This window comes from Bacillus cereus group sp. BfR-BA-01379 (genome assembly GCF_022663605.1).
GTDB lineage: Bacteria > Bacillota > Bacilli > Bacillales > Bacillaceae_G > Bacillus_A > Bacillus_A mobilis.
Map to the genome: position 1 here is coordinate 74,694 of NZ_JAKUFT010000001.1, position 19,856 is coordinate 94,549.

Sequence of the window (19,856 nt, forward strand, 5' to 3'; positions counted from 1 at the left end):
AGTGTGTGAAAAGAGTAGAGGAGGATGCTTATGTTAACGTGTAATGGAAGTAAAACGTTTCAAACATTTATAAAAGCTGTAACGGATTTAATTGATAGTAATTTATTAGAAGATCAAATTGTTTGTACGATTGAAAAATTACTAGAAGAACTTTTAGAAAAGAAAACATGGCTTCCACTAGAAAAACAGAAGGCGAATTCGGATCAATATGCACGACATTTATTATATGAAGATCCTTTAAAGAGATTTGAAGTATTAGCTCTTGTATGGAAAGATGGACAATCTACACCTTTACATGATCATGATGGTACATGGGGAGTAGAAGGTGTTTTTACAGGAAGGATAATGGTGCAGAATTTTATACAAACTAAGCAGTTTGAAAATTCACATGTTTATTTAACGCATACAGGAAATCTTTATTTGGGAGAAGGAGAAACAGATAAAGTCATTCCACCAGCAGATTGTCATATTCTTGAAATAGCTGAAAATGAAAGCGTTATTACGATTCATATTTACGGAAAACGTTTAGAAAAGTTTAAAGTATATGTCCCAACTGAAGAAAAAAATGTGTACATGTGTGAGACAAAATATATTAGTTATAATTCATAGATTAAAATCAAAAGCTTTTCTTTAAAAAGAAAAGCTTTTGATTTTATTTGTAATTATTTCTTGACCTGAAACGCTTTTCATAAATTATAAATAAGGAGTACTTCACGAGATCAGTATGAAAACGATACCTATTGTTTAATATGAACTCGTGTATATATAGAAAGTGGTGAAGAAATAATGAAATTAATAGCAATTGATTTAGATGGAACTCTTCTTTCAGGGAATAAAATGATTAGTAAAGAGAATGCAGATGCAATTCGAAAATGTCAGGAAGCTGGCCATGTTGTAGCAATTTGTACAGGGCGTTCTATCGTTGATATTGAAAGATTGTTGTTAGAAGTTAATTTAGACTGTCCAATTATCGCGGAAAATGGTGCGCTTATATATAAAGATAAAAAAATGATGAAGAGATATCCAATTGAAAATATGCAGGCACTTGAGATTATAGACTATCTTGAAGAGAATGGCTTATATTATCAGCTTTATACGAATAAAGGTGTATATGTACCAGATTATGGCGTAGAGAGTGTGCGTAATGAAATCGAATATGTGAAGAATTCAAAAGAAAATTTTGATTTGAAAGAGTTAGAAACGATTGCAGCATTATATCTTGAACATACAGCATTTCATGGTGCAGAAAGTTGTAAACCAATTGTAGAAACTGATATACATGTGCATAAGCTTCTACCATTTTCTTATGATATAGAAAAATTAAAAAAGTTAAAAGCAGCGTTTCTGTATAATACTGATTTAGCAATTACATCTTCATATTGGCATAACTTAGAGATTAATCATCGAGATGCCCAAAAAGGAAATGGACTATATACTTTAGCAGAACATCTGAATATTCCAGTCGAAAATACTGTAGCGATTGGTGATGGGCTAAACGATGCTTCCATGATGGAAAAAGCGAACATATCAATTGCAATGGGGAATGCAGTGGAAGAAATAAAAGCGATGTGTCAATACGAAACCTTATCAAATGAAGAACACGGTGTTGCACATGCCTTATATAAATATGTAATGTAATATAAAAAGAAAAAAAGAATCCAAATAGATTCTTTTTTTCTTTTTATTAGGGGTAAGGTATTCTATGAGGTTCATAGAAGCCTTATTACTTTTAATTATATAGAATATATTGGAATAAATGTTTATATTTTTCATGTTAATTGTGAAAATTTTATGAACTTTATATTTTTTGTATTTTTATACTACTAAAGGTGATGTGTATTACTCTCATATCAAAACCATGTATGAGATGAGTAAATACAAATGGATTAAAAGTTTATTTTTCATGCAAATTCTTTTCTGTTTTTAATTGAAAAATAAAATTTGTTCGAATAATTATTCTACAGCTATATACCTATACGTACATTCTTCGTATAATGGAGAAGTATAAATTTTGAATTTGTATTAATTTTACATATTGAGGTGAAAAAGGAATGAATGCGCGGCTAATGGAACTTATTGATGTGAGTACAATAGAAACCATGGCAGAACAGTTTTATAAATTAACCAACATATCACATCAACTTCTTGATGCTGAAAAAGAATGTATATTTTCTTTTGGAATAAATGAGACGAAAATATGTAAACTTCCCAAAATTGAAATCCCCATTTTTATATTCAATCAACATTTAGGATCTTTTGTAGTATGGTCAAACAAAAGCGAAATTTTCAATTGTCAAAGATACTTTGAAATGCTTTCAAATCTAATTATTGATGGAGCAACAAAAGTAATTCAAAGTAAAAATACAACGTTGTTTTCTCGAAAAGAGGAGGAACTACATACGATTTTACAAAACATGCCTGTTATGGTTGATGCGCTTGATTATAATGGAGATTTTGTTTTGTGGAATCGGGAGTGTGAAATTGTAACAGGTTATACGGCTGAAGAAATAATCGGAAATCCAAATGCCCTTCAATTATTGTACCCAGATCATAATTATCGTCACCAAATACAAACGAAATTTTTAACTTGCGGAAAAAATTTCAGGGATTGGGAAATGCGCTTAACATGTAAAAATGGTGAAATCAAAACAATCATGTGGTCCAATATATCAGAACAGTTTCCTGTAACAGGGTATAGCTACTGGGCTGTCGGTGTAGATATTACACATTTAAAAGCGATAGAAGAGCAGTTAAAACAACAAACGTCTGAATTGGAATTAATTTTTAAAGCTTTACCAGATTTATGTTTCTTAACAGAAGATGATGGCACAATTATAGATTATAAAGCAGGATCCCCTTCGAAATTTTACGTACCGGCAGAAGCTTTTATGGGAAAAAAGTTTTTCGAAGTATTACCATCTCCAGTAGCACAGCAGTTTCAGGAAGCAATTCATCAAGTGAAGGAAAAAGGAACGAATGTAATTGTGGAATATCCCCTTACAATTAATGGGAGTATTGATTTCTTTGAAGCTAGATGCTTACCATTATTACATGATAAAATAATGATCATTGTACGTGATATTACAGAGCGGAAAAAGACAGAAGAATTACTAAATAAATCAGATACACTTGCAGCAATCGGTCAATTAGCAGCGGGTGTAGCTCATGAAGTGAGGAATCCATTAACAGTCATAAAAGGGTTTATACAGTTATTCCAAATTAATAAAGAGGATCAAGAAAAATATTTTGATCTAATGCTTTCGGAAATTGAAAGAATAGAGGCGATCCTCCAAGAATTTTTGTCAATTGCTAAAACAGATGAAATGAATACAGAACAAAAAAATATTTATCAAATTTATAAAAATGTCGTATCGTTAATGAATACAAAAGCAATTATGACAAATATTCAAGTCGAATTATATGCAGAATCCAACGATATAAGTATTGAATGCTCAGAAAATCAATTGAAACAAGTATTTATTAATATTTTGCAAAATTCTATCGAAGCTATGCCAAATGGTGGGAAAATTACAATCCACATAAAAGAAATAAACGATGATGGTGTCATTATTCATGTAATTGATGAAGGAATAGGAATACCTGAAGAAAGAATTAAAAGATTAGGTGAGCCTTTTTATAGTACGAAAGAAAAAGGTACCGGTATTGGATTAATGTTAAGTTACAAAATTATTGAAAGTCATCAAGGAAATATAAGTATTATGAGTGAGGTTGGTGTCGGGACAACAGTAACGATTTACTTGCCGAAAGTTCAGAGTAAAGAACCTCTATCAAATTGTGATGATAGATGTATATCGATACGTTCTAGCATTCATTCTTAAATAAATGATTAAATACCCAATGAAAAAAAGCTAAACTTTTTTCATTGGGTATTTTTATATTTAATTTAATAAACTTTACCTTTTCTTTACCTTTGTTTTAATTTCTATTAAGTTTTTATCGGTATATTAATATTTATATAAAGTACTGTATAGAAAATGTGCATTACTTTTAATATATAGATTCTATTATTATGAGGAATATTGTAAGGAGGAGATTATGACAAAGTGAATAAGCAAGAGAAAAAAAGTGGTAGAGCAATACCGACGCGGTTAAACATTTTATTTCTTTGTGTATTTTTATTATTTTCTGCAATGATTATACAGTTAGGGAAAGTGCAAATTCTCGATGGAGAGACGTATAAAAATGAAGTAGAAAAGAGGGAAAATGCAACTGTGAGTCTTTCCGTCCCGCGCGGGAAAATATTTGATCGTGAAGGAAATCCGGTTGTCGATAATAAATCTTTACGCACGATCACATACACAAAGATGAAAGGTGTAAAATCAGAAGATATATTAAAAACTGCAAGGCAACTTGCCGATATAATTGAAATGCCGCAAGAAGATATTACTAAGTTAACTGAGACAGATAAGAAAGATTTTTGGATGCAATTAAATCCGAAACTGGCTGAAAATCTAGTGTCAAAAAAAGAAATAGATACATTTAGAGAGAAGGATATTAGCGGTAAGAAGCTAGATAAAAAAATAGAAGAGTTAAAAAGAAAACGAGTTACAGATAAAAATCTTCAGGAATTAACAGATAAAGATATAAAAGTGTTAGCTATTAAAAGTAAGATGACTTCAGGTTATCAAATGGCTCCCCAAATTATTAAAAAAGATGTTAGTGAAAAGGAATTTACTATAATTAGTGAAGGTTTAGCGAATCTCCCAGGAGTAGACGTATCGGTTGATTGGGAGAGAGTGTATGTAAATGACGGATTATTCCGATCCGTTCTTGGAAATATTTCTAATTCCGATGAAGGATTACCGAGTGAACGATTAGATTACTACTTGATACGTGATTATAGCCGAAATGATAGGGTTGGAAAAAGTTATATCGAGCAGCAATACGAAGATGTACTGCATGGGGCAAAAAAAGAAGTAAGAAGCGTTGCTGATAAACAAGGTAATACAATTATTAGAACAGAAACAGTTTCTGAGGGAAAGAGCGGTAAAAACTTAACTTTAACAATAGATATGGAGCTGCAGAAAAAAGTAGAAGAAAGTATTGAAAAAATATTAAAAGCATATAAAGGTTCAGAATCCATGCTAGACCGTGCTTTCGTTGTAATGATGAATCCGAAAAATGGTCAAGTATTATCAATGGCTGGGAAAAGACTTATAGAAAAAGACGGAAAAACAGAAGTTGAAGACTATGCATTAGGCACAATGACTAGTTCATACGAGCTTGGATCAACAGTGAAAGGTGCGACAGTTTTAACTGGATTTGAAACGAAAGCGATAACACCAGGTACTTATTTTTATGATGCACCAATGAAGTTTAAAGGAACTAAGGAAAAAAAGTCTTGGAAAGAGTTTGGTAATATTGATGATTTAAGAGCGTTACAAGTTTCTTCAAACGTTTATATGTTTCATACAGCATTAAAAATTGCAGGTGTGGATTATGTGAAAAATAGCTCATTAAATATTAAACAGGAGTACTTTGATAAAATGAGGTATTATTTTAGGCAATTTGGATTAGGTGTTCCAACGGGTATCGATTTACCGAATGAAATAGCTGGACAAATTGGTAAAAAAGATAATCAACCTGGTTTCTTATTAGACTACTCAATTGGCCAGTATGACACGTATACACCACTTCAACTTGTACAGTATATTTCAACAATTGCAAACGGTGGATATCGAATGAAGCCACAAATTGTTCAAGAGGTAAGAGAGCAAACGTCGCAAAAAGATGAAATTGGAAAAGTGGTACATGCAGTAGAGCCAATCGTTTTAAATAAAATCGATATGAAAGAGGAATATATAAATCAAGTAAAAGAAGGATTTAGAAGGGTATTCCAAGAAGGTGATGGAACTGGGGTAAGGGTGTTTCAAAAAGCATCATATAAACCAGCAGGTAAAACAGGGACAGCACAGACAGTTTATGGTGGTGAAAGTGATATTGGAAGGAATGAAAAGGGCGAGAGAAAGGAATGTTATAATTTAACATTAGCAGGATATGCGCCATATGATAATCCAGAAGTAGCGTTCTCTGTAGTTGTACCATGGGTTATTAATGATAAATCTGGCATTAACTCTGATATTGGAAAAGAAGTTTTAGATGCTTATTTCGAATTGAAAAACAAGCGTTTAAGTGGAGAATCCCCAAAAATAGATGATCCTAAGGAGAATTAAAATGTACGAAGCGTCTCTAGCAATCATGTGAACTAGAGGCGTTTTTTCATAGGAATAAATTAGAAACGAGGTATAATAGGTAAAGTAGAAATGGTATATTATCTATTTAATCGAATAAAATGGGTAAAATAATTCTATCAATTATTCACATTTTATAAAATAAATCATATATTGATAGCATAGGACAAGCTGAAAAGCTTATTCTAACCTCACAGAACACTCCTTATCACAGTTAGGCATCTACTTATGTAGATGCTTTTTTATGTTATTAACTGATAATTATTTATCAACCTTAAGTAGCAAGCATATTAGGACTATTAGGTGAAGATTGACGGTAATATTTACAGTATGATTAATAAGAGTATTGAAATGTAAGGAGTGAGAAATAAGTGCTAAATATTTTAGTGGTTAATTTTCCAGCAGAAGGACATGTAAATCCTACATTGGGTTTAGTCAAAGCCTTTATTGAACGGGGGGATCATGTACATTATATTACAACAGAACACTTTAAAGGCAGAATTGAAGATTTGGGAGCGACTGTATATACCCATCCAGATTTATTAAAGGAGATTTCTATTGATAATGAAACTTCATCTGGGCTGAATTCTTTCTTTCATGTACATGTTCAAACTTCTTTATATATATTGAAAATTACAAAACAATTATGTGAAAGAATAAATTTTGATTTCGTAATTTATGATATATTTGGTGCTGGAGAGTTAGTAAAGGAGTATTTACAAATTCCAGGCGTAGTTTCTTCTCCTATATTTTTAATTCCTCCAGAATTTTTGGAGACTTTACCTTTTCATCCAAATGCAGAAATACAATTTCAACCTGATGAACTTTCTGAAAAGTTATTATATCAAATAGAACACGAATTTGGAGTAAAGCCCAAAAACAATCTTCAATTTATGCATAATAAGGGGGATATTTCTCTCGTGTACACAAGTCGTTATTTTCAACCTAATAGCGATGCGTTCGGAGAAAATAACATTTTTATTGGACCTAGTATTTCAAAGCGTAAAACGAATGTAGAGTTTCCACTTGAATTACTTAAAAATAAGAAAGTTATTTATATCTCAATGGGAACACTCCTTGAAGGACTCGAACCATTCTTTAATACTTGCATTGATACTTTTTCAGATTTTGATGGAATAGTTGTAATGGCAATTGGTGATAGAAATGATCGTTCTAAAATTAAGAAAGCGCCAGACAATTTTCTAATTGCTTCATACGTACCACAATCAGAAATATTAAGTGAAGCAGATGTTTTTATTACACATGGCGGCATGAATAGTGTGCACGATGCTATTTATTTTAATGTCCCATTTGTCATAATTCCACATGATAAAGACCAACCAATGATAGCACAAAGATTAACTGATTTGGAAGCAGCACATAGATTATTGAAAGAGCATGTTAATGTGCAAACTCTAAATGAAGCGGTATTAGACGTTCTTTCAAATGAAAAGTATAAACATGGTATACGAAAACTGAATGATAGTTTTTTAGAATGCGGTGGTTCAAAAGAAGCAATCGAAGTTATTAAAGCTCTTTTAAATAAATAGTTTGGACAATATAAAAGCATAGAGATGCTACCTTTATGCTTTTATATTATTATCCCGCAAACTGCACAGCAGTATTTGCATGTATTAAAGCAGTATCAAAAACAGGTACAGTAAGGTCGTTTTGAGAAATAAGCAAAGGAATTTCAGTACATCCAAGTAATATACCCTCTGCACCATTTTGAATTAATGATTTTGCAATTTGTAATAGCTTTTCTTTTGATGATTCTGAAATAATTCCTTTACTTAATTCATTTAAAATAACATGATGTATAAAATCTCTATCTTCTTTAATTGGGATAATTGTCTCAATGTTATAATTCGCTAGACGAGATTTATAAAAGTCTTGTTCCATCGTTTGTCTCGTTCCTAATAGTCCAATACGTTTTATATTATGCTCTACCATTTCTTTAGCACTTACATCACCGATGTGAAGGAGTGGTATTGATATTGCCTGTTCTACTTCTTCAGCAAATAAATGGACCGTATTGGAACACATTAATAAACATTCAGCCCCGGAATTTTCAACCTTTTTTGCAACGGTAACTAATTCGTTTTTCACTTCTTCATATTGATGATTTTGTAATAAAGTAGTTACCTCGCCAAAATCCATGCTATATAAAACAAGCTTTGCATTTTGATCATATTGAGAGAGTGTAAGTGTATTTATATGTTTATAGTATAACGATGTAGATTCCCAACTTAGTCCACCAATTAAACCAATTACTTTCATTATACATTCCTCCCGAAACAATTTTGAGTTCATTATTTCATAATTCCGATAAGAATACAATGATTTAAATGTATCATTTAACAAAAAATAAAAATAATTAGAAAAGTGTTGATATTTATTCTTCTTGGTGCCATAATACGAATTACAAATTAATACTTATCCAGAGAGGTGGAGGGAACGGCCCTATGAAACCTCAGCAACCCCTATGTACATTTATAGGAAGGTGCTAATTCCGCAGAGGACACGATGTGTTTTTTGGAAGATAAGAGGATTCTTGAACGTGAAAGAAAATGACCTCTTATATAAGGGGTCATTTTTTGTTGTATAGAAAGGGAGTGTCGATGCATAATTCAATTTCAAAATAAATATAGAGTAATAAAAGTTGACTAATATGAGAGGGGAATTGTAATGAACAAATTATCAACGAAGTTAGTAGTGGCAATCGGAATTGGAGCAGCATTATACGGGATATTAGGACTTTGGGGATTTTCAATTGCACCAAATACATTTATTAAACCTGCATTAGCTATTTTAACTGTTTTTGGAGCGTTATTTGGCCCAGTGGCAGGACTGCTAATAGGACTTATCGGTCATACCGTAACGGATACAATCGCTGGTTGGGGTATTTGGTGGGGATGGGTTATTAGTTCAGGCATTATCGGCTTTGCAATGGGACTCATTCAAAAAAGAGTTGGCTTTAGTGTGAAAAACGGGACGTATAATAAGGGGAATATTTCTTATTTAGCTATTGCGGGGTTACTTGGTATTGTCATTGCTATTATATTTGCTGGTGCATTCGATATTATTGTGATGGGAGAACCGTTTGACAAAATTGTTATACAAGTATTAGGAGCAACAATTGCGGATGTTATTGTATTTTTAGTACTTGGGTTACCAATTACAATAGGTCTAGCTAAGTCTAATAAGAAACATACACATTTAAAAATTGAAAAGTAGGGATGTTAACATGCAACCAATTATTTCTTTTGAACAATTTAGCTTTCAATATGAGCATACGGCGCAACCTACTGTAAAGGACATTACTTTTCATATATATCCTGGGGAAAAAGTATTAATTGCTGGACGTAGTGGTTCAGGGAAGTCAACGTTAGCTCATTGTATCAATGGGCTAATCCCGTTTTCTTATGGGGGAATTAGTACTGGTAATATTTTCATTGCCGGAAAAGACCCAAGGAAAGGGAGTATTTTTGAACAGAGTAAACAGGTAGGAACAATTTTACAAGATCAAGATGCTCAATTTATTGGTCTTACAGTAGAAGAAGATGTAGCTTTTTATTTAGAAAATGAATGTGTAAATCAAAACACTATGAAAAAAATTGTTTCAGACTCATTAAAAAAGGTAAAGATGCATTCATTTCATAAACAAAGTCCACATGAATTATCAGGAGGTCAAAAACAAACTGTTTCTCTAGCAGGTTTGTTAACAACGAATACCGATATATTATTATTTGATGAACCTTTAGCGAATTTAGATCCAGTAAGTAGCTTACAAACAATAGAACTGATTAAAGATATACATAAACAATATAATAAAACAATTGTAATTATTGAACATCGTATAGAAGAAATGTTAAATCTGGATTTAGATAAAATCATTTTAATGGATGACGGGGAAATTGTTGCGATAGGCACTCCAGAAGAGATTTTAACGTCAAATATATTACCATCTATCGGCTTAAGAGAACCTATGTACATAGAAGGATTAAAGAGATTACCTTTTGATAGTAATAATGCTGGAATATATCCACTTGAAAATCTTCAAAGTGAAAGTGTAAGTAGCGCAATAAATGAGTGGATGGAGAAGCAAGTTTTTTGTAAAAGAACTCCTACCAACAAAGAATTATTAAAAGTAGAAAATTTATCGTTCTCCTATCCTAATAAACAAAAAGTATTAGACAATGTAAATTTCTCAATTAAAGAAGGGGAAATTGTAGCACTTTTAGGGCATAATGGGGCTGGAAAATCAACATTAGCTCATAGTCTTATAGGTATAAACAAAACAAAAAATGATAGGATTTTATTTGCTGGAGTAAATATTAATTCTTGGTCTATTCGTAAACGTGGAGAGATTATATCTTATGTGATGCAAAATCCAAATCATATGATTACGCAACCTACCGTTATAGAAGAGGTTTCATTTTCATTAAAATTAAAAAAGATTTCAAAGGAAGAAATTAAGCTTAGAGCGGAAAAAACATTAAAAATTTGTGGTTTGTATCCATTTCGTAATTGGCCAATTCAGGCATTAAGTTATGGACAAAAAAAGAGAGTAACGATTGCATGTGTACTAACAACAAATCCGAAACTGATCATTTTAGATGAACCGACAGCGGGACAAGATTATTATCATTATAAACAGTTTATGTCGTTTATAAAAAAACTAGCTGCAAAGGGAATATCTTTTATTTTTATCACACACGATATGAATCTCACACTAGAATATGCAGACAGAGCTATCGTTTTACATGAAGGGCAAATTATTGCAAATAATACTGCGTCTATCGTATTAGGTCATTCAAAAACGCTACAAAGAGCGAATCTAAGGGAAAGTTCATTATTCAAGTTAGTTAAATTTAGTGGGATTGCCTATCCTGAAAGGTTTATAGAACTTTATTTTGAGGTTACTAGGAGGGAGGAACATGAATAGTACATACTTTCATCGTATGGATGGAGCAGTGAAATTGTTGTTATTTATTTTTTGTATGACGCTTACTTTTTTGTTTTTTGATTTTCGCATATTGCTTATTGTTTTTATGATTGGTTGTATCGGACTTCTTGTTGCAAAGATTCCATTTCGTAAAATTTTAATTGTTTTTAGTGTTATATTTACATTTAGTTTATTAAATTCTGTCATGATTTTATTTATTACACCAACCCATGGATCTGAATTAACTGAGTCATATACTTCGTTTTTACATATCGGATATGCGACAATTACTTATGAAACATTATTTTATGCAACAACACTTTCATTAAAATATTTTACGTTATTACCATTTACACTTATTTTTATTTATACGACTGATCCAAGCGAATTTGTGAGTAGTTTAAGTAAATTTCGTATTCATTATAAAATTACCTATGCAATAAATATTGCGTTACGTTATATACCTGATATTCAGTCCGAATATAAAGTTATTAAACATGCGCAAGAGGCGAGAGGAGTAGCTTTTGAAAAAGGAGAAGCAAGTTTATGGACCCGTATGAAAAACCGTGTCTTAATTTTTTGGCCTTTAATTATTCATTCTCTAGAGAGAATCGATACAGTTTCAAATGCAATGGATTTAAGAGGATTTGGAAAGAAGGATAAACGTACGTGGTTTTATACAAATAAAGCAAAAAGCGGGGATTTCATTGCTTTATTTGTAGGTGCTTTTATTTTAATTGTAGCAGTATATTTAAAGTTACATGTATTTCAAAACTTTTGGTATCCATTTTAAAGCACTCTCAAATGAGTGCTTTTACTTATTTTTATGTAGACATGCTCAAAAAGAGGATATTTTCATAATGTATAATACGAACCAGTTAAAATGATCAACTACCTATTAGTTTTCAAACCAAAAGGAGGAGAAATTATGAGTTACGGTGGTTCTTGTGGTTTTGGTGGAGGTTTCGCTTTATTAGTTGTGTTATTTATTTTATTAATTATCGTAGGATGCAGCTGCTGGGGCGGAGGGTACTAATTTCTAATTAGTCTCCACAAATGTAAACTTAAAAAACATAGAAGATACTTATGTATCGAAATAAAAAAAGGAGCAATTATGCTCCTTTTTTATTTGTTTTCAGATGAGTTCATATTACATTTCGGCAATGTAATTGTCAAAGTTGTACCTTTATTAACAATACTTCGGATTTTTAAACTACCTTGCATCGTTTCAATGATCTTAACAGCAACCATTGTACCTAAACCTGTACCTTTCGTTTTCGTACTAAAATATGGTTCGCCAAATCGATTTATTTGCTCTTGTGACATACCAATGCCGCTGTCCTCAATTCGTATGATAACTTTATTATTACTAATAGATGAGGAAATATTTAAAGTACCACCATTCGGCATTGCTTCAATACTATTTTTTATTAAGTTTAAAAAACATTGTTGAAAGTGCTGTTTATTACCAACAATTGTTGCCGTAGAGAAATCTTTTGTAATATGTATTGTGTTCATATTACATAACGGTAAGATCATGTTAATAACTCGATTTAACTCTTGTTCTATTGAAATATGATCTAATTTTTCTGAAGCGGGTTTGGCAAACGTTAAATAATCATCAATAATTCCTTGGGCACGATGTAACTCTTCAAGTATATGTTCAATATACTCGTCTCTTGATTTTGGAGTTAAATTTGGTGTTTTTAAAAGTTGAGTAAATCCTTTTACGACAGTTAAGGGATTTCTAACTTCGTGCGATATACTAGCAGCAAGTTGGCTAACTATCTCCATTTTTTCCATTTTAATTAGCTTCGATCGCATACCTACAGCATCTTTTAAAACTTCATTAAAATAAATGACAAACAACATCAAAATAGTTGGTAATATTATGAAATAAATAATGTATAAATTATTCACTTCAAAATCTGATAAAGTTAATACAATTACAGTTGTAAATATCGCTAAAAAAAATGTTAAAAACATTCCATATGCTACTTTAACTTTTCTATTATGCTTATTAAATTTTGCGGATGCGAACGCTGTAATGATAAACATTGTGCCATAAACTAGTATGGTTAACATACTAAACCCATAAAATGAAAACCTTGTAACTAATAAAATAGTAAACAATATGATACCGACAGGGAAGCCACCATAAAGCGTACCTATTATAACTGGTATTTGTCTTAAATCATGAATACAATTTTCATCCATATAGATAGGATAGCGCATACATAAAATAAGAGGTATACTCGTACAAAGTATAATAAGTAGTTTTTTATATTTCTTTAAATAGTGCCCGCTATCATATATAAAATAGAAAATAAATATACTAATTAGAATGTAGAGAAGATTATTTAATACGTTTTGATTAATATAAACAAAGTTCATAGTATGTGCCTCGTTATTTTGAATTTCTATTTCATATGTATTATACATGATAATAGTATAAACTATATATTGGTTTTGAAAATATAGGTTTATATCTTTTCAGCATTTGCCACGTTTAACCATTTTACATAAAATTCTTCAACTGATGCAAATCGTTCCGAACGGTTTGCACTTACAGCACGGAAAGCTATCTCATATAACTCCTTACTTGCTTCCCATTTTATAAAGGAACGATCTTTTTCACCACCTAAAAGCGCAAAAGCCATTGCCCCCATATTAAATACATTTGTTCTCTCATCAATGATAGCGTTTAGCTGAAATTCCTCAGGGGACATAAAACGTGAGGATCCCCATAGTCGTCCCATTGTATTTACATAGGGTTTCTTATTGTATAAATCTATATCACAAATCAGCGTTTCATTTGTATGGAAATTATATAAAATACTACCGTCATAAAAATCTAGTGCTACGTAGTTTTTCTCTTCGATATATGTATGGAAAGAAAAAATAGAATTTAAGGATTGAATTCGTTCCATAACTGATAGATGCTTAAATTTATAAAATGGAGAGTTTGGATTTGTATATTTTTCAGGAGACGGGAAACTCCAATGCGAATGAAGACATTCACCATCAAACCAATCGAAAATTAATACATATCCAGAGTGAACTGGAAAGTGTTCAATTAGTTTTATAAGCGATTCATGCTTTAATGTCTCATATAGGGAAACTGAATTTTTTAATTTATCAATAGCATCACTGATTTTACCGTTATATGCAATTGTATTTGCTCCGGCATATTTAATAAATTTCTTATGCCCATTTTTTTCTACACCGAAAGATAGATTACCTGAATCTTGCTGGTCAAAAACCGCAAATACGGTTCCTAATTTCGTAAGCCAATCAAAATTATGATGTTCTTTTAATTGGAATGTTATTTGATTTAACTGAATTTCAACTGGATTAGCTTTCATAATATACCTCGCATTTATTATAATTAAGTTGTATATTTCAGTATTCGACATATTTTGTGAAAATCCTATGTTAATCACATGAAATTTTATAAATATAATAATAAATAATTATAAGAAGGTGGAACAAGTGGAACAACAAATCGTAATTAAACCATATCAGAATGACTGGCATGAAGAGTATGTAATAGAAAAAGAGAAATTTATTTCTTTATTCGGAGAAGATTGTATTGCTATTGAACATATTGGAAGTACATCTGTAGAGGGATTAGGAGCGAAACCTCTAATAGATATGATGATTGGCGTAACGGATTTGCAAATTATCGAAAAGTGGATTGAAGCGCTAATAAAAATTGGATATGAATATGTTCCAAAAGAAACACCTAATTGGCGTTTTTTTAGAAAGGGAAAATGGAGAGCTGGTACCCATCATTTACATGTTTATATTTATAATAGTGAGGAGTGGAAGAATAACATTTTATTTCGTGATTTTCTTAGAGAACATAAATGGGCACAAATTGAATATAGAGAATTAAAAGAGCAACTTGCAGCTACATATCCGTTTGATCGTGCTTCATATACAAATGCAAAAGCACCGTTTATTCAAAATATAATAAAATTAGCTAAAAATGATTGCTAGAAAATTCAAGTGATCTTTAAATTCTCATTTTATTTTAATCTTTCTCTCATGTTCCTTTCTTTTTAATTTGATATTCTGCTTGTTACAGAAGGTTTATAAGGAAGGAGCTTAAATGAATTGGAGAAGGTACTAAGAAATAAATACTTTCATTTGTATGTTAAAATTATAGGCATTACTATTATTTTTTGTAGTGCAGCAGTGCTGTTTATAGATGTAATATACGGCAACGTATTAAATGTGAAATGGTTAAATAAGAAATTAGGTTCTTTAAGTGAATACGGGGCAATTTTAGCTGCATCGTTATGGATTTTACGTCATATATGGTTATTTTTTAAAAAGAAAAATATAATTGGGTTTAAATTGATAAAGGATGTATATCTTTTTATTAAAAAGTTTCACGTATTAATTGGATATACTGTATTAGCTGTATCAATTACTCACGGCATTTATTTTTTATTAAAAGGAAGTCGGCATATGCTTATATTTTATAGTGGTATATTCTCTCTTTTCATTTTAATCATACTAGGAATCGTTGGATTTTTCCTACAGAAACATAATAAAAAAACAACCTTGATATTGTATAGAAAAGCACATCAAATCATTGCAATTATATTTGGGATAGGATTACTCATTCATTTAACTGTATAGGAGGAATTACTGTTGCAACACATATTAATTATTGAGGATGAGGAAAGTTTAGCTGATTTTTTAGAATTAGAATTAAAGTATGAAGGATATGAGGTAGACATTCAGTTTGATGGAAGAAAGGGATTAGAAGCCGCACTTGAAACAAATTATGATCTTATTTTACTTGATTTAATGCTGCCTGGGTTAAATGGACTAGAAGTGTGTCGTAGATTAAGGGCAACTAAAAATACACCTATTATTATGTTGACTGCACGCGATAGTATTATGGACCGCGTGACAGGATTAGATAGCGGAGCCGCTGATTATCTTCCGAAACCATTTGCAATTGAAGAGCTGTTAGCGCGAATGAGAGTTATATTTAGACGAGAAGAACACATAGAAAATAAACATGTTTCATCTCTTACATTCAAAGATTTACAGCTCCAGATTGAATCGCGAGCGATTACGAAAGGAAATGAAGAAATCGAACTAACAAATAAAGAATTTGAACTATTACTGATGTTTATGAAAAATATTAATAGAGTACTTACCCGTGATGTTTTATTGGATCAAGTATGGGGATATGACGCGATGGTTGAGACAAATATCGTTGATGTATACGTTCGTTATTTACGTAACAAGTTACATGGTGTGGATAAGGAGGAATATATCCAAACGGTCCGCGGTGCTGGATATATAATGAAATGATTAAAAATATTGTGCATCGAATTCGAAATCTACCTATAAAGTGGAAACTAACACTTTGGTCGACGACTCTAGTATTTATTTTATTCATTTTATATAGTGCTCTGCAGTTTATTGTAATAAATAAGTGGACTATAGACTATGAACAGAAACAAATAAATAGACAAGTGACAGAAATAGCGGCCTATTTCCAAGATAAAAATGATACCCTTTCGAGTAAAACGTTTGAAAACAGTATAGATTTCTTAAACAATATGATTGATAAACATCAAATGATTCGTATTATCGGTATGGACGGGAAAACAATTGTTACTGTTTCGCGAGAGTTTAATGAATCGTGGATAAAACCAAAACAAGTTACACAAGAGGAATTATTTATAAAAAGACATGTAGAAGATCGCATATTAGTTCAGCGTATACCAATTCAAACAAAAGAGTTCACTGGTACTATTGAACTTACGAAAAACTTAGAGACTTTCGATCATTTATTAAAAATTATTCTAGTGGTAATGGCTATTGCCGGAATATGTGGACTAATCTTTAGTTTTTTAGGTGGTTTACTAATTACGAAAAAACTATTATCAAGTGTTCAAAATATAACGGATACGATGAAACGGATTAAGAAAAATGGACTAAATGAACGAGTTCCAGTACGTGAAAATAATGATGAACTTGCAAAATTATCGTTTCTTTTTAACGAAATGATGGATGAGGTAGAAACTTCTTTTACACAACAGAAACAGTTTGTAGAAGACGCATCCCATGAATTGAGAACACCACTAACAATTATTCAAGGACACTTGTCCATGTTAAATCGGTGGGGGAAAAATGATCCAGCAGTTTTAGATAAATCGCTTCAATCCAGTTTAAAGGAAGTTGATCGTTTAAATAAGTTAGTTTTAGAATTGCTAGAACTATCAAGAGCTGAATCAGAACAGATGCATCCAATCGCAGCTGATCCAGTCCATGTAAATAGCATATTAAAACAAGTTACACAAAACTTTGGCGTACTTCAAACTGAATTTCAATTTGATATGAAACTAGGTGGAGATGCGGCATATGTCTCAATACCTTCATCTTACTTAGAACAAATTATTATTATCGTAATGGATAACGCAGTGAAATATACAAAAGAAGTTAATAAATATATTTGTATTGAATCTAGTGTACAATCAGGGAAAGTTAAAATTCGTATTATAGATCGTGGAGCGGGAATACCCGAAGCTGATTTACCTTTTGTTCTTAACCGCTTTTATCGTGTGGATAAAGCAAGAAGTCGAAAACAGGGTGGAAATGGTCTAGGTTTGTCTATTGCAAAACGACTTATAGAGAAATACAACGGAACGATACAAATAGAGAGCAAAGAAGGCGATGGAACAATCGTTACGATTACACTGCCTACCGTTTCACTTAAATAATTCGGAAAGAAGGGATGTTTTGTGCATTCCTTCTTTTTTATGGTCAAATTATTTTGTTTATTTCGAACTTTCTAGTACATTAGAATCATGAAGGGGGAATAATAATGAAAGCTATCGTACAACAATATAAATCTGGATTTGAAGGGGTAGAATATAACGTATTACCAGAGATAACACCCAATGATGGAGAAGTGAAAGTGAAATTAAAATCAGCCGGCTTAAATCATCGTGATTTATTTATAATGAATAATAGAAAAGAAATGCAATTACCGTTAGTTTTAGGATCAGATGGTGCAGGTATTGTTACGGAAATTGGTGAAGGGGTTTCAGGTGCTTTATTGCAAACCGAGGTTATTATTAATCCTAGTATTGGATGGGATAATATTGCTGAAATACCTGAGTTACCAGAAGTGTTAGGTGGACCGAAAGATGGAACGTTTGCAGAATATGTTATTGTGCCAGCTGAAAATGTAGTGGCAAAACCGTCATATCTTTCATGGGAAGAGTCTGGTGTTCTATCTTTATCGGCACTAACTGCATATAGAGCACTTTTTACAAAGGGTAGATTAAAGTGTGGAGAACATGTTTTAATTCCGGGGATAGGCGGCGGTGTAGCGACATTTGCCATGTTATTTGCAAAAGCAATTGGTGCAAAAGTAAGTGTTACTTCAAGAGTAGAGAGTAAAAGAAAGTTTGCCGAGACATACGGCGCAGACTTTTCTTTTAATAGTTCTGGAAATTGGGAAGAGAGTTTTAGCGGAAAGAAAGTAGATTTAATAATTGATAGTATAGGTCCAGCAACATTTTTAAAATACTTTGATGTATTAAAACCAAATGGGAGAATTGTTAATTTCGGTGCAAGCTCAGGAGATAAAATTGAATTACCATTACGAGCATTATTTTATAATCAAATCGATATAATGGGAACATCTATGGGTAGCCGTGAGGAATTTCATGAAATGGTTATGTTTATAGAGAAACATAAAATTAAGCCAATTATTGATAAAGTATATTCGTTAGAAGAAGCCATTCAGGCGTTAAATCGTATGGAACAAGGAGAACAATTTGGTAATATCGCACTTCGTATGTAATAAAAATATGATTTCGCAACTAGTATATTTAAATAACTATGTTATGTATTCTACACATAAAAAGCGTATGATTCGTATTGTTTTAAAGGTTTTTCAGCTTTATACATAATTAGCCGATATAATTAGTCTTACTATTGTCAAATGAGTACTAGTAAAATGAGAATTTGATGAGAAAAGTTTAAGCCCATTTTCATATTGATGTTGTATACTGTGTAAATCAAGAACGCTTTTATGTAAGGAGAGAGTATTATGAATTACACAGTATTTCAATGGTTTAATAATTTTGCTGGATCGTCCAAACTATTAGATACGCTAATGATTGCAATTACAAATAGTGCTGTATATGTAGCAATTTTGTTTATGTTTATCTTATGGTTTAATAATGGAAAGAAAGTCAATGCCATTAAAAAACAATACACAGTGTTATATACGACACTTTCAGTCATTATCGCATTACTAGTAAATGTTGTGATACATGCGGTATATTACCATCCACGTCCGTTTGTATCACATGATGTACATCAATTAGTGCCACATGCAGCAGACTCATCATTTGTAAGTGATCATTCTGTACTTGTATTTTCCATTGCATTTGTATTTTTGCTTAGAGGAGAAAAACTTAAATATGTCGCTCTTATTTGGGCAGTATTAGTTGGTGTATCACGTATGTACGTAGGAGTTCATTATCCTCTAGATATACTTGGTGCTGCTTTCTTAACATTTATTACGAGCGGTTTAGTAGTGCAAAGTACAGGTATGTTTGAACCGATAGCGAAATTTGTATTTAAAATGTACGCATTAGTAGCGAAACGAATTCCTTTTTTAGCGAAATATAATCATATAGCTTAATTCT

18 protein-coding genes and 1 riboswitch are annotated in these 19,856 nt (G+C 31.6%); of the genes, 15 read left to right on the forward strand and 3 right to left on the reverse strand.

Features of this window, described 5'->3' with window-relative positions; translation table 11 throughout:
- Positions 1-30: 30 nt before the first annotated feature.
- The 5 genes from MR113_RS00380 (at position 31) to MR113_RS00400 (ending at position 7,762) form a co-directional block, all read left to right on the forward strand.
- Positions 31-609: a cysteine dioxygenase family protein gene (locus tag MR113_RS00380; RefSeq protein WP_242250558.1), complete on the forward strand. Its 579-nt coding sequence runs from the start codon at positions 31-33 to the stop codon at positions 607-609.
- Between the two features lie 177 nt (positions 610-786).
- Positions 787-1,638, forward strand: coding sequence for a Cof-type HAD-IIB family hydrolase (locus MR113_RS00385; RefSeq protein ID WP_242250559.1), 852 nt, complete (start codon positions 787-789; stop codon positions 1,636-1,638).
- Between the two features lie 413 nt (positions 1,639-2,051).
- A complete protein-coding gene (locus MR113_RS00390) occupies positions 2,052-3,839 on the forward strand; it encodes a PAS domain-containing sensor histidine kinase (protein WP_242250560.1) in 1,788 nt (595 codons plus the stop codon).
- A gap of 225 nt (positions 3,840-4,064) precedes the next feature.
- Positions 4,065-6,194 carry a peptidoglycan D,D-transpeptidase FtsI family protein gene (locus tag MR113_RS00395; protein WP_242250561.1) on the forward strand — a complete coding sequence of 710 codons (2,130 nt, stop codon included), beginning with the start codon at positions 4,065-4,067 and terminating at the stop codon, positions 6,192-6,194.
- A gap of 389 nt (positions 6,195-6,583) precedes the next feature.
- Positions 6,584-7,762 (forward strand): macrolide family glycosyltransferase, encoded by a 1,179-nt coding sequence (locus MR113_RS00400; protein WP_242250562.1) that lies wholly within the window; start codon positions 6,584-6,586, stop codon positions 7,760-7,762.
- A gap of 49 nt (positions 7,763-7,811) precedes the next feature.
- On the opposite strand, the gene MR113_RS00405 is transcribed toward MR113_RS00400, so the two are convergent.
- Positions 7,812-8,492, reverse strand: coding sequence for an aspartate/glutamate racemase family protein (locus MR113_RS00405; protein ID WP_242250563.1), 681 nt, complete (start codon positions 8,490-8,492; stop codon positions 7,812-7,814).
- Positions 8,493-8,645: 153 nt separating this feature from the next.
- Positions 8,646-8,761: riboswitch (SAM riboswitch) on the forward strand.
- Between the two features lie 139 nt (positions 8,762-8,900).
- On the opposite strand from MR113_RS00405, the gene MR113_RS00410 reads away from it, so the two are divergent.
- The 4 genes from MR113_RS00410 to MR113_RS00425 all read left to right on the forward strand — a co-directional run bounded on the left by MR113_RS00410 (position 8,901) and on the right by MR113_RS00425 (position 12,196).
- Positions 8,901-9,449 (forward strand): ECF-type riboflavin transporter substrate-binding protein, encoded by a 549-nt coding sequence (locus tag MR113_RS00410; protein WP_097817944.1) that lies wholly within the window; start codon positions 8,901-8,903, stop codon positions 9,447-9,449.
- Between the two features lie 10 nt (positions 9,450-9,459).
- The gene (locus MR113_RS00415) at positions 9,460-11,160 is read left to right on the forward strand and encodes an ABC transporter ATP-binding protein (RefSeq protein ID WP_242250564.1); all 1,701 of its coding nucleotides are present in this window, start codon (positions 9,460-9,462) and stop codon (positions 11,158-11,160) included.
- On the forward strand, positions 11,153-11,953 hold the full coding sequence (locus tag MR113_RS00420) for an energy-coupling factor transporter transmembrane component T family protein (protein ID WP_242250565.1): 801 nt from the start codon (positions 11,153-11,155) through the stop codon (positions 11,951-11,953). The genes MR113_RS00415 and MR113_RS00420 overlap by 8 nt, the downstream gene beginning before the upstream one ends.
- Positions 11,954-12,088: 135 nt before the next feature.
- A complete protein-coding gene (locus tag MR113_RS00425) occupies positions 12,089-12,196 on the forward strand; it encodes a YjcZ family sporulation protein (RefSeq protein ID WP_000120182.1) in 108 nt (35 codons plus the stop codon).
- An 89-nt stretch (positions 12,197-12,285) separates the two neighbouring features.
- Here MR113_RS00425 and MR113_RS00430 read toward each other — a convergent pair whose 3' ends face one another.
- Both MR113_RS00430 and MR113_RS00435 read right to left on the reverse strand, forming a co-directional pair.
- Positions 12,286-13,554, reverse strand: a complete 1,269-nt coding sequence (locus MR113_RS00430; protein ID WP_242250566.1) for a sensor histidine kinase — start codon at positions 13,552-13,554, stop codon at positions 12,286-12,288.
- A gap of 89 nt (positions 13,555-13,643) precedes the next feature.
- Positions 13,644-14,525: a protein kinase family protein gene (locus MR113_RS00435; RefSeq protein WP_242250567.1), complete on the reverse strand. Its 882-nt coding sequence runs from the start codon at positions 14,523-14,525 to the stop codon at positions 13,644-13,646.
- 127 nt (positions 14,526-14,652) lie between these two features.
- Here MR113_RS00435 and MR113_RS00440 point away from each other — a divergent pair, with 127 nt between their 5' ends.
- The 6 genes from MR113_RS00440 (at position 14,653) to MR113_RS00465 (ending at position 19,852) form a co-directional block, all read left to right on the forward strand.
- On the forward strand, positions 14,653-15,162 hold the full coding sequence (locus MR113_RS00440; protein ID WP_242250568.1) for a GrpB family protein: 510 nt from the start codon (positions 14,653-14,655) through the stop codon (positions 15,160-15,162).
- Between the two features lie 117 nt (positions 15,163-15,279).
- Complete coding sequence (locus MR113_RS00445) at positions 15,280-15,810, forward strand: hypothetical protein (RefSeq protein WP_242250569.1); 531 nt, start codon at positions 15,280-15,282, stop codon at positions 15,808-15,810.
- A gap of 12 nt (positions 15,811-15,822) precedes the next feature.
- Complete coding sequence (locus tag MR113_RS00450) at positions 15,823-16,497, forward strand: response regulator transcription factor (RefSeq protein ID WP_242250570.1); 675 nt, start codon at positions 15,823-15,825, stop codon at positions 16,495-16,497.
- Positions 16,494-17,912, forward strand: coding sequence for a sensor histidine kinase (locus MR113_RS00455; protein ID WP_242250571.1), 1,419 nt, complete (start codon positions 16,494-16,496; stop codon positions 17,910-17,912). Before MR113_RS00450 ends, MR113_RS00455 begins: the two co-directional genes overlap by 4 nt.
- A 104-nt stretch (positions 17,913-18,016) precedes the next feature.
- A complete protein-coding gene (locus MR113_RS00460) occupies positions 18,017-19,003 on the forward strand; it encodes a zinc-binding dehydrogenase (protein ID WP_242250572.1) in 987 nt (328 codons plus the stop codon).
- Positions 19,004-19,252: 249 nt separating this feature from the next.
- Complete coding sequence (locus MR113_RS00465; RefSeq protein WP_242250573.1) at positions 19,253-19,852, forward strand: undecaprenyl-diphosphatase; 600 nt, start codon at positions 19,253-19,255, stop codon at positions 19,850-19,852.
- The last annotated feature ends 4 nt before the right edge of the window (positions 19,853-19,856 follow it).

What these genes read in the sequence shown, in the direction of transcription:
- MR113_RS00385 (WP_242250559.1), top strand. Translation starts at nt 787, where the DNA reads ATGAAATTAATAGCAATTGATTTAGATGGAACTCTTCTTTCAGGGAAT.
- MR113_RS00380 (WP_242250558.1), top strand. Translation starts at nt 31, where the DNA reads ATGTTAACGTGTAATGGAAGTAAAACGTTTCAAACATTTATAAAAGCT.
- MR113_RS00420 (WP_242250565.1), top strand. Translation starts at nt 11,153, where the DNA reads ATGAATAGTACATACTTTCATCGTATGGATGGAGCAGTGAAATTGTTG.
- MR113_RS00390 (WP_242250560.1), top strand. Translation starts at nt 2,052, where the DNA reads ATGAATGCGCGGCTAATGGAACTTATTGATGTGAGTACAATAGAAACC.
- MR113_RS00460 (WP_242250572.1), top strand. Translation starts at nt 18,017, where the DNA reads ATGAAAGCTATCGTACAACAATATAAATCTGGATTTGAAGGGGTAGAA.
- MR113_RS00465 (WP_242250573.1), top strand. Translation starts at nt 19,253, where the DNA reads ATGAATTACACAGTATTTCAATGGTTTAATAATTTTGCTGGATCGTCC.
- MR113_RS00435 (WP_242250567.1), bottom strand. Translation starts at nt 14,525, where the DNA reads ATGAAAGCTAATCCAGTTGAAATTCAGTTAAATCAAATAACATTCCAA.
- MR113_RS00415 (WP_242250564.1), top strand. Translation starts at nt 9,460, where the DNA reads ATGCAACCAATTATTTCTTTTGAACAATTTAGCTTTCAATATGAGCAT.
- MR113_RS00410 (WP_097817944.1), top strand. Translation starts at nt 8,901, where the DNA reads ATGAACAAATTATCAACGAAGTTAGTAGTGGCAATCGGAATTGGAGCA.
- MR113_RS00455 (WP_242250571.1), top strand. Translation starts at nt 16,494, where the DNA reads ATGATTAAAAATATTGTGCATCGAATTCGAAATCTACCTATAAAGTGG.
- MR113_RS00425 (WP_000120182.1), top strand. Translation starts at nt 12,089, where the DNA reads ATGAGTTACGGTGGTTCTTGTGGTTTTGGTGGAGGTTTCGCTTTATTA.
- MR113_RS00405 (WP_242250563.1), bottom strand. Translation starts at nt 8,492, where the DNA reads ATGAAAGTAATTGGTTTAATTGGTGGACTAAGTTGGGAATCTACATCG.
- MR113_RS00430 (WP_242250566.1), bottom strand. Translation starts at nt 13,554, where the DNA reads ATGAACTTTGTTTATATTAATCAAAACGTATTAAATAATCTTCTCTAC.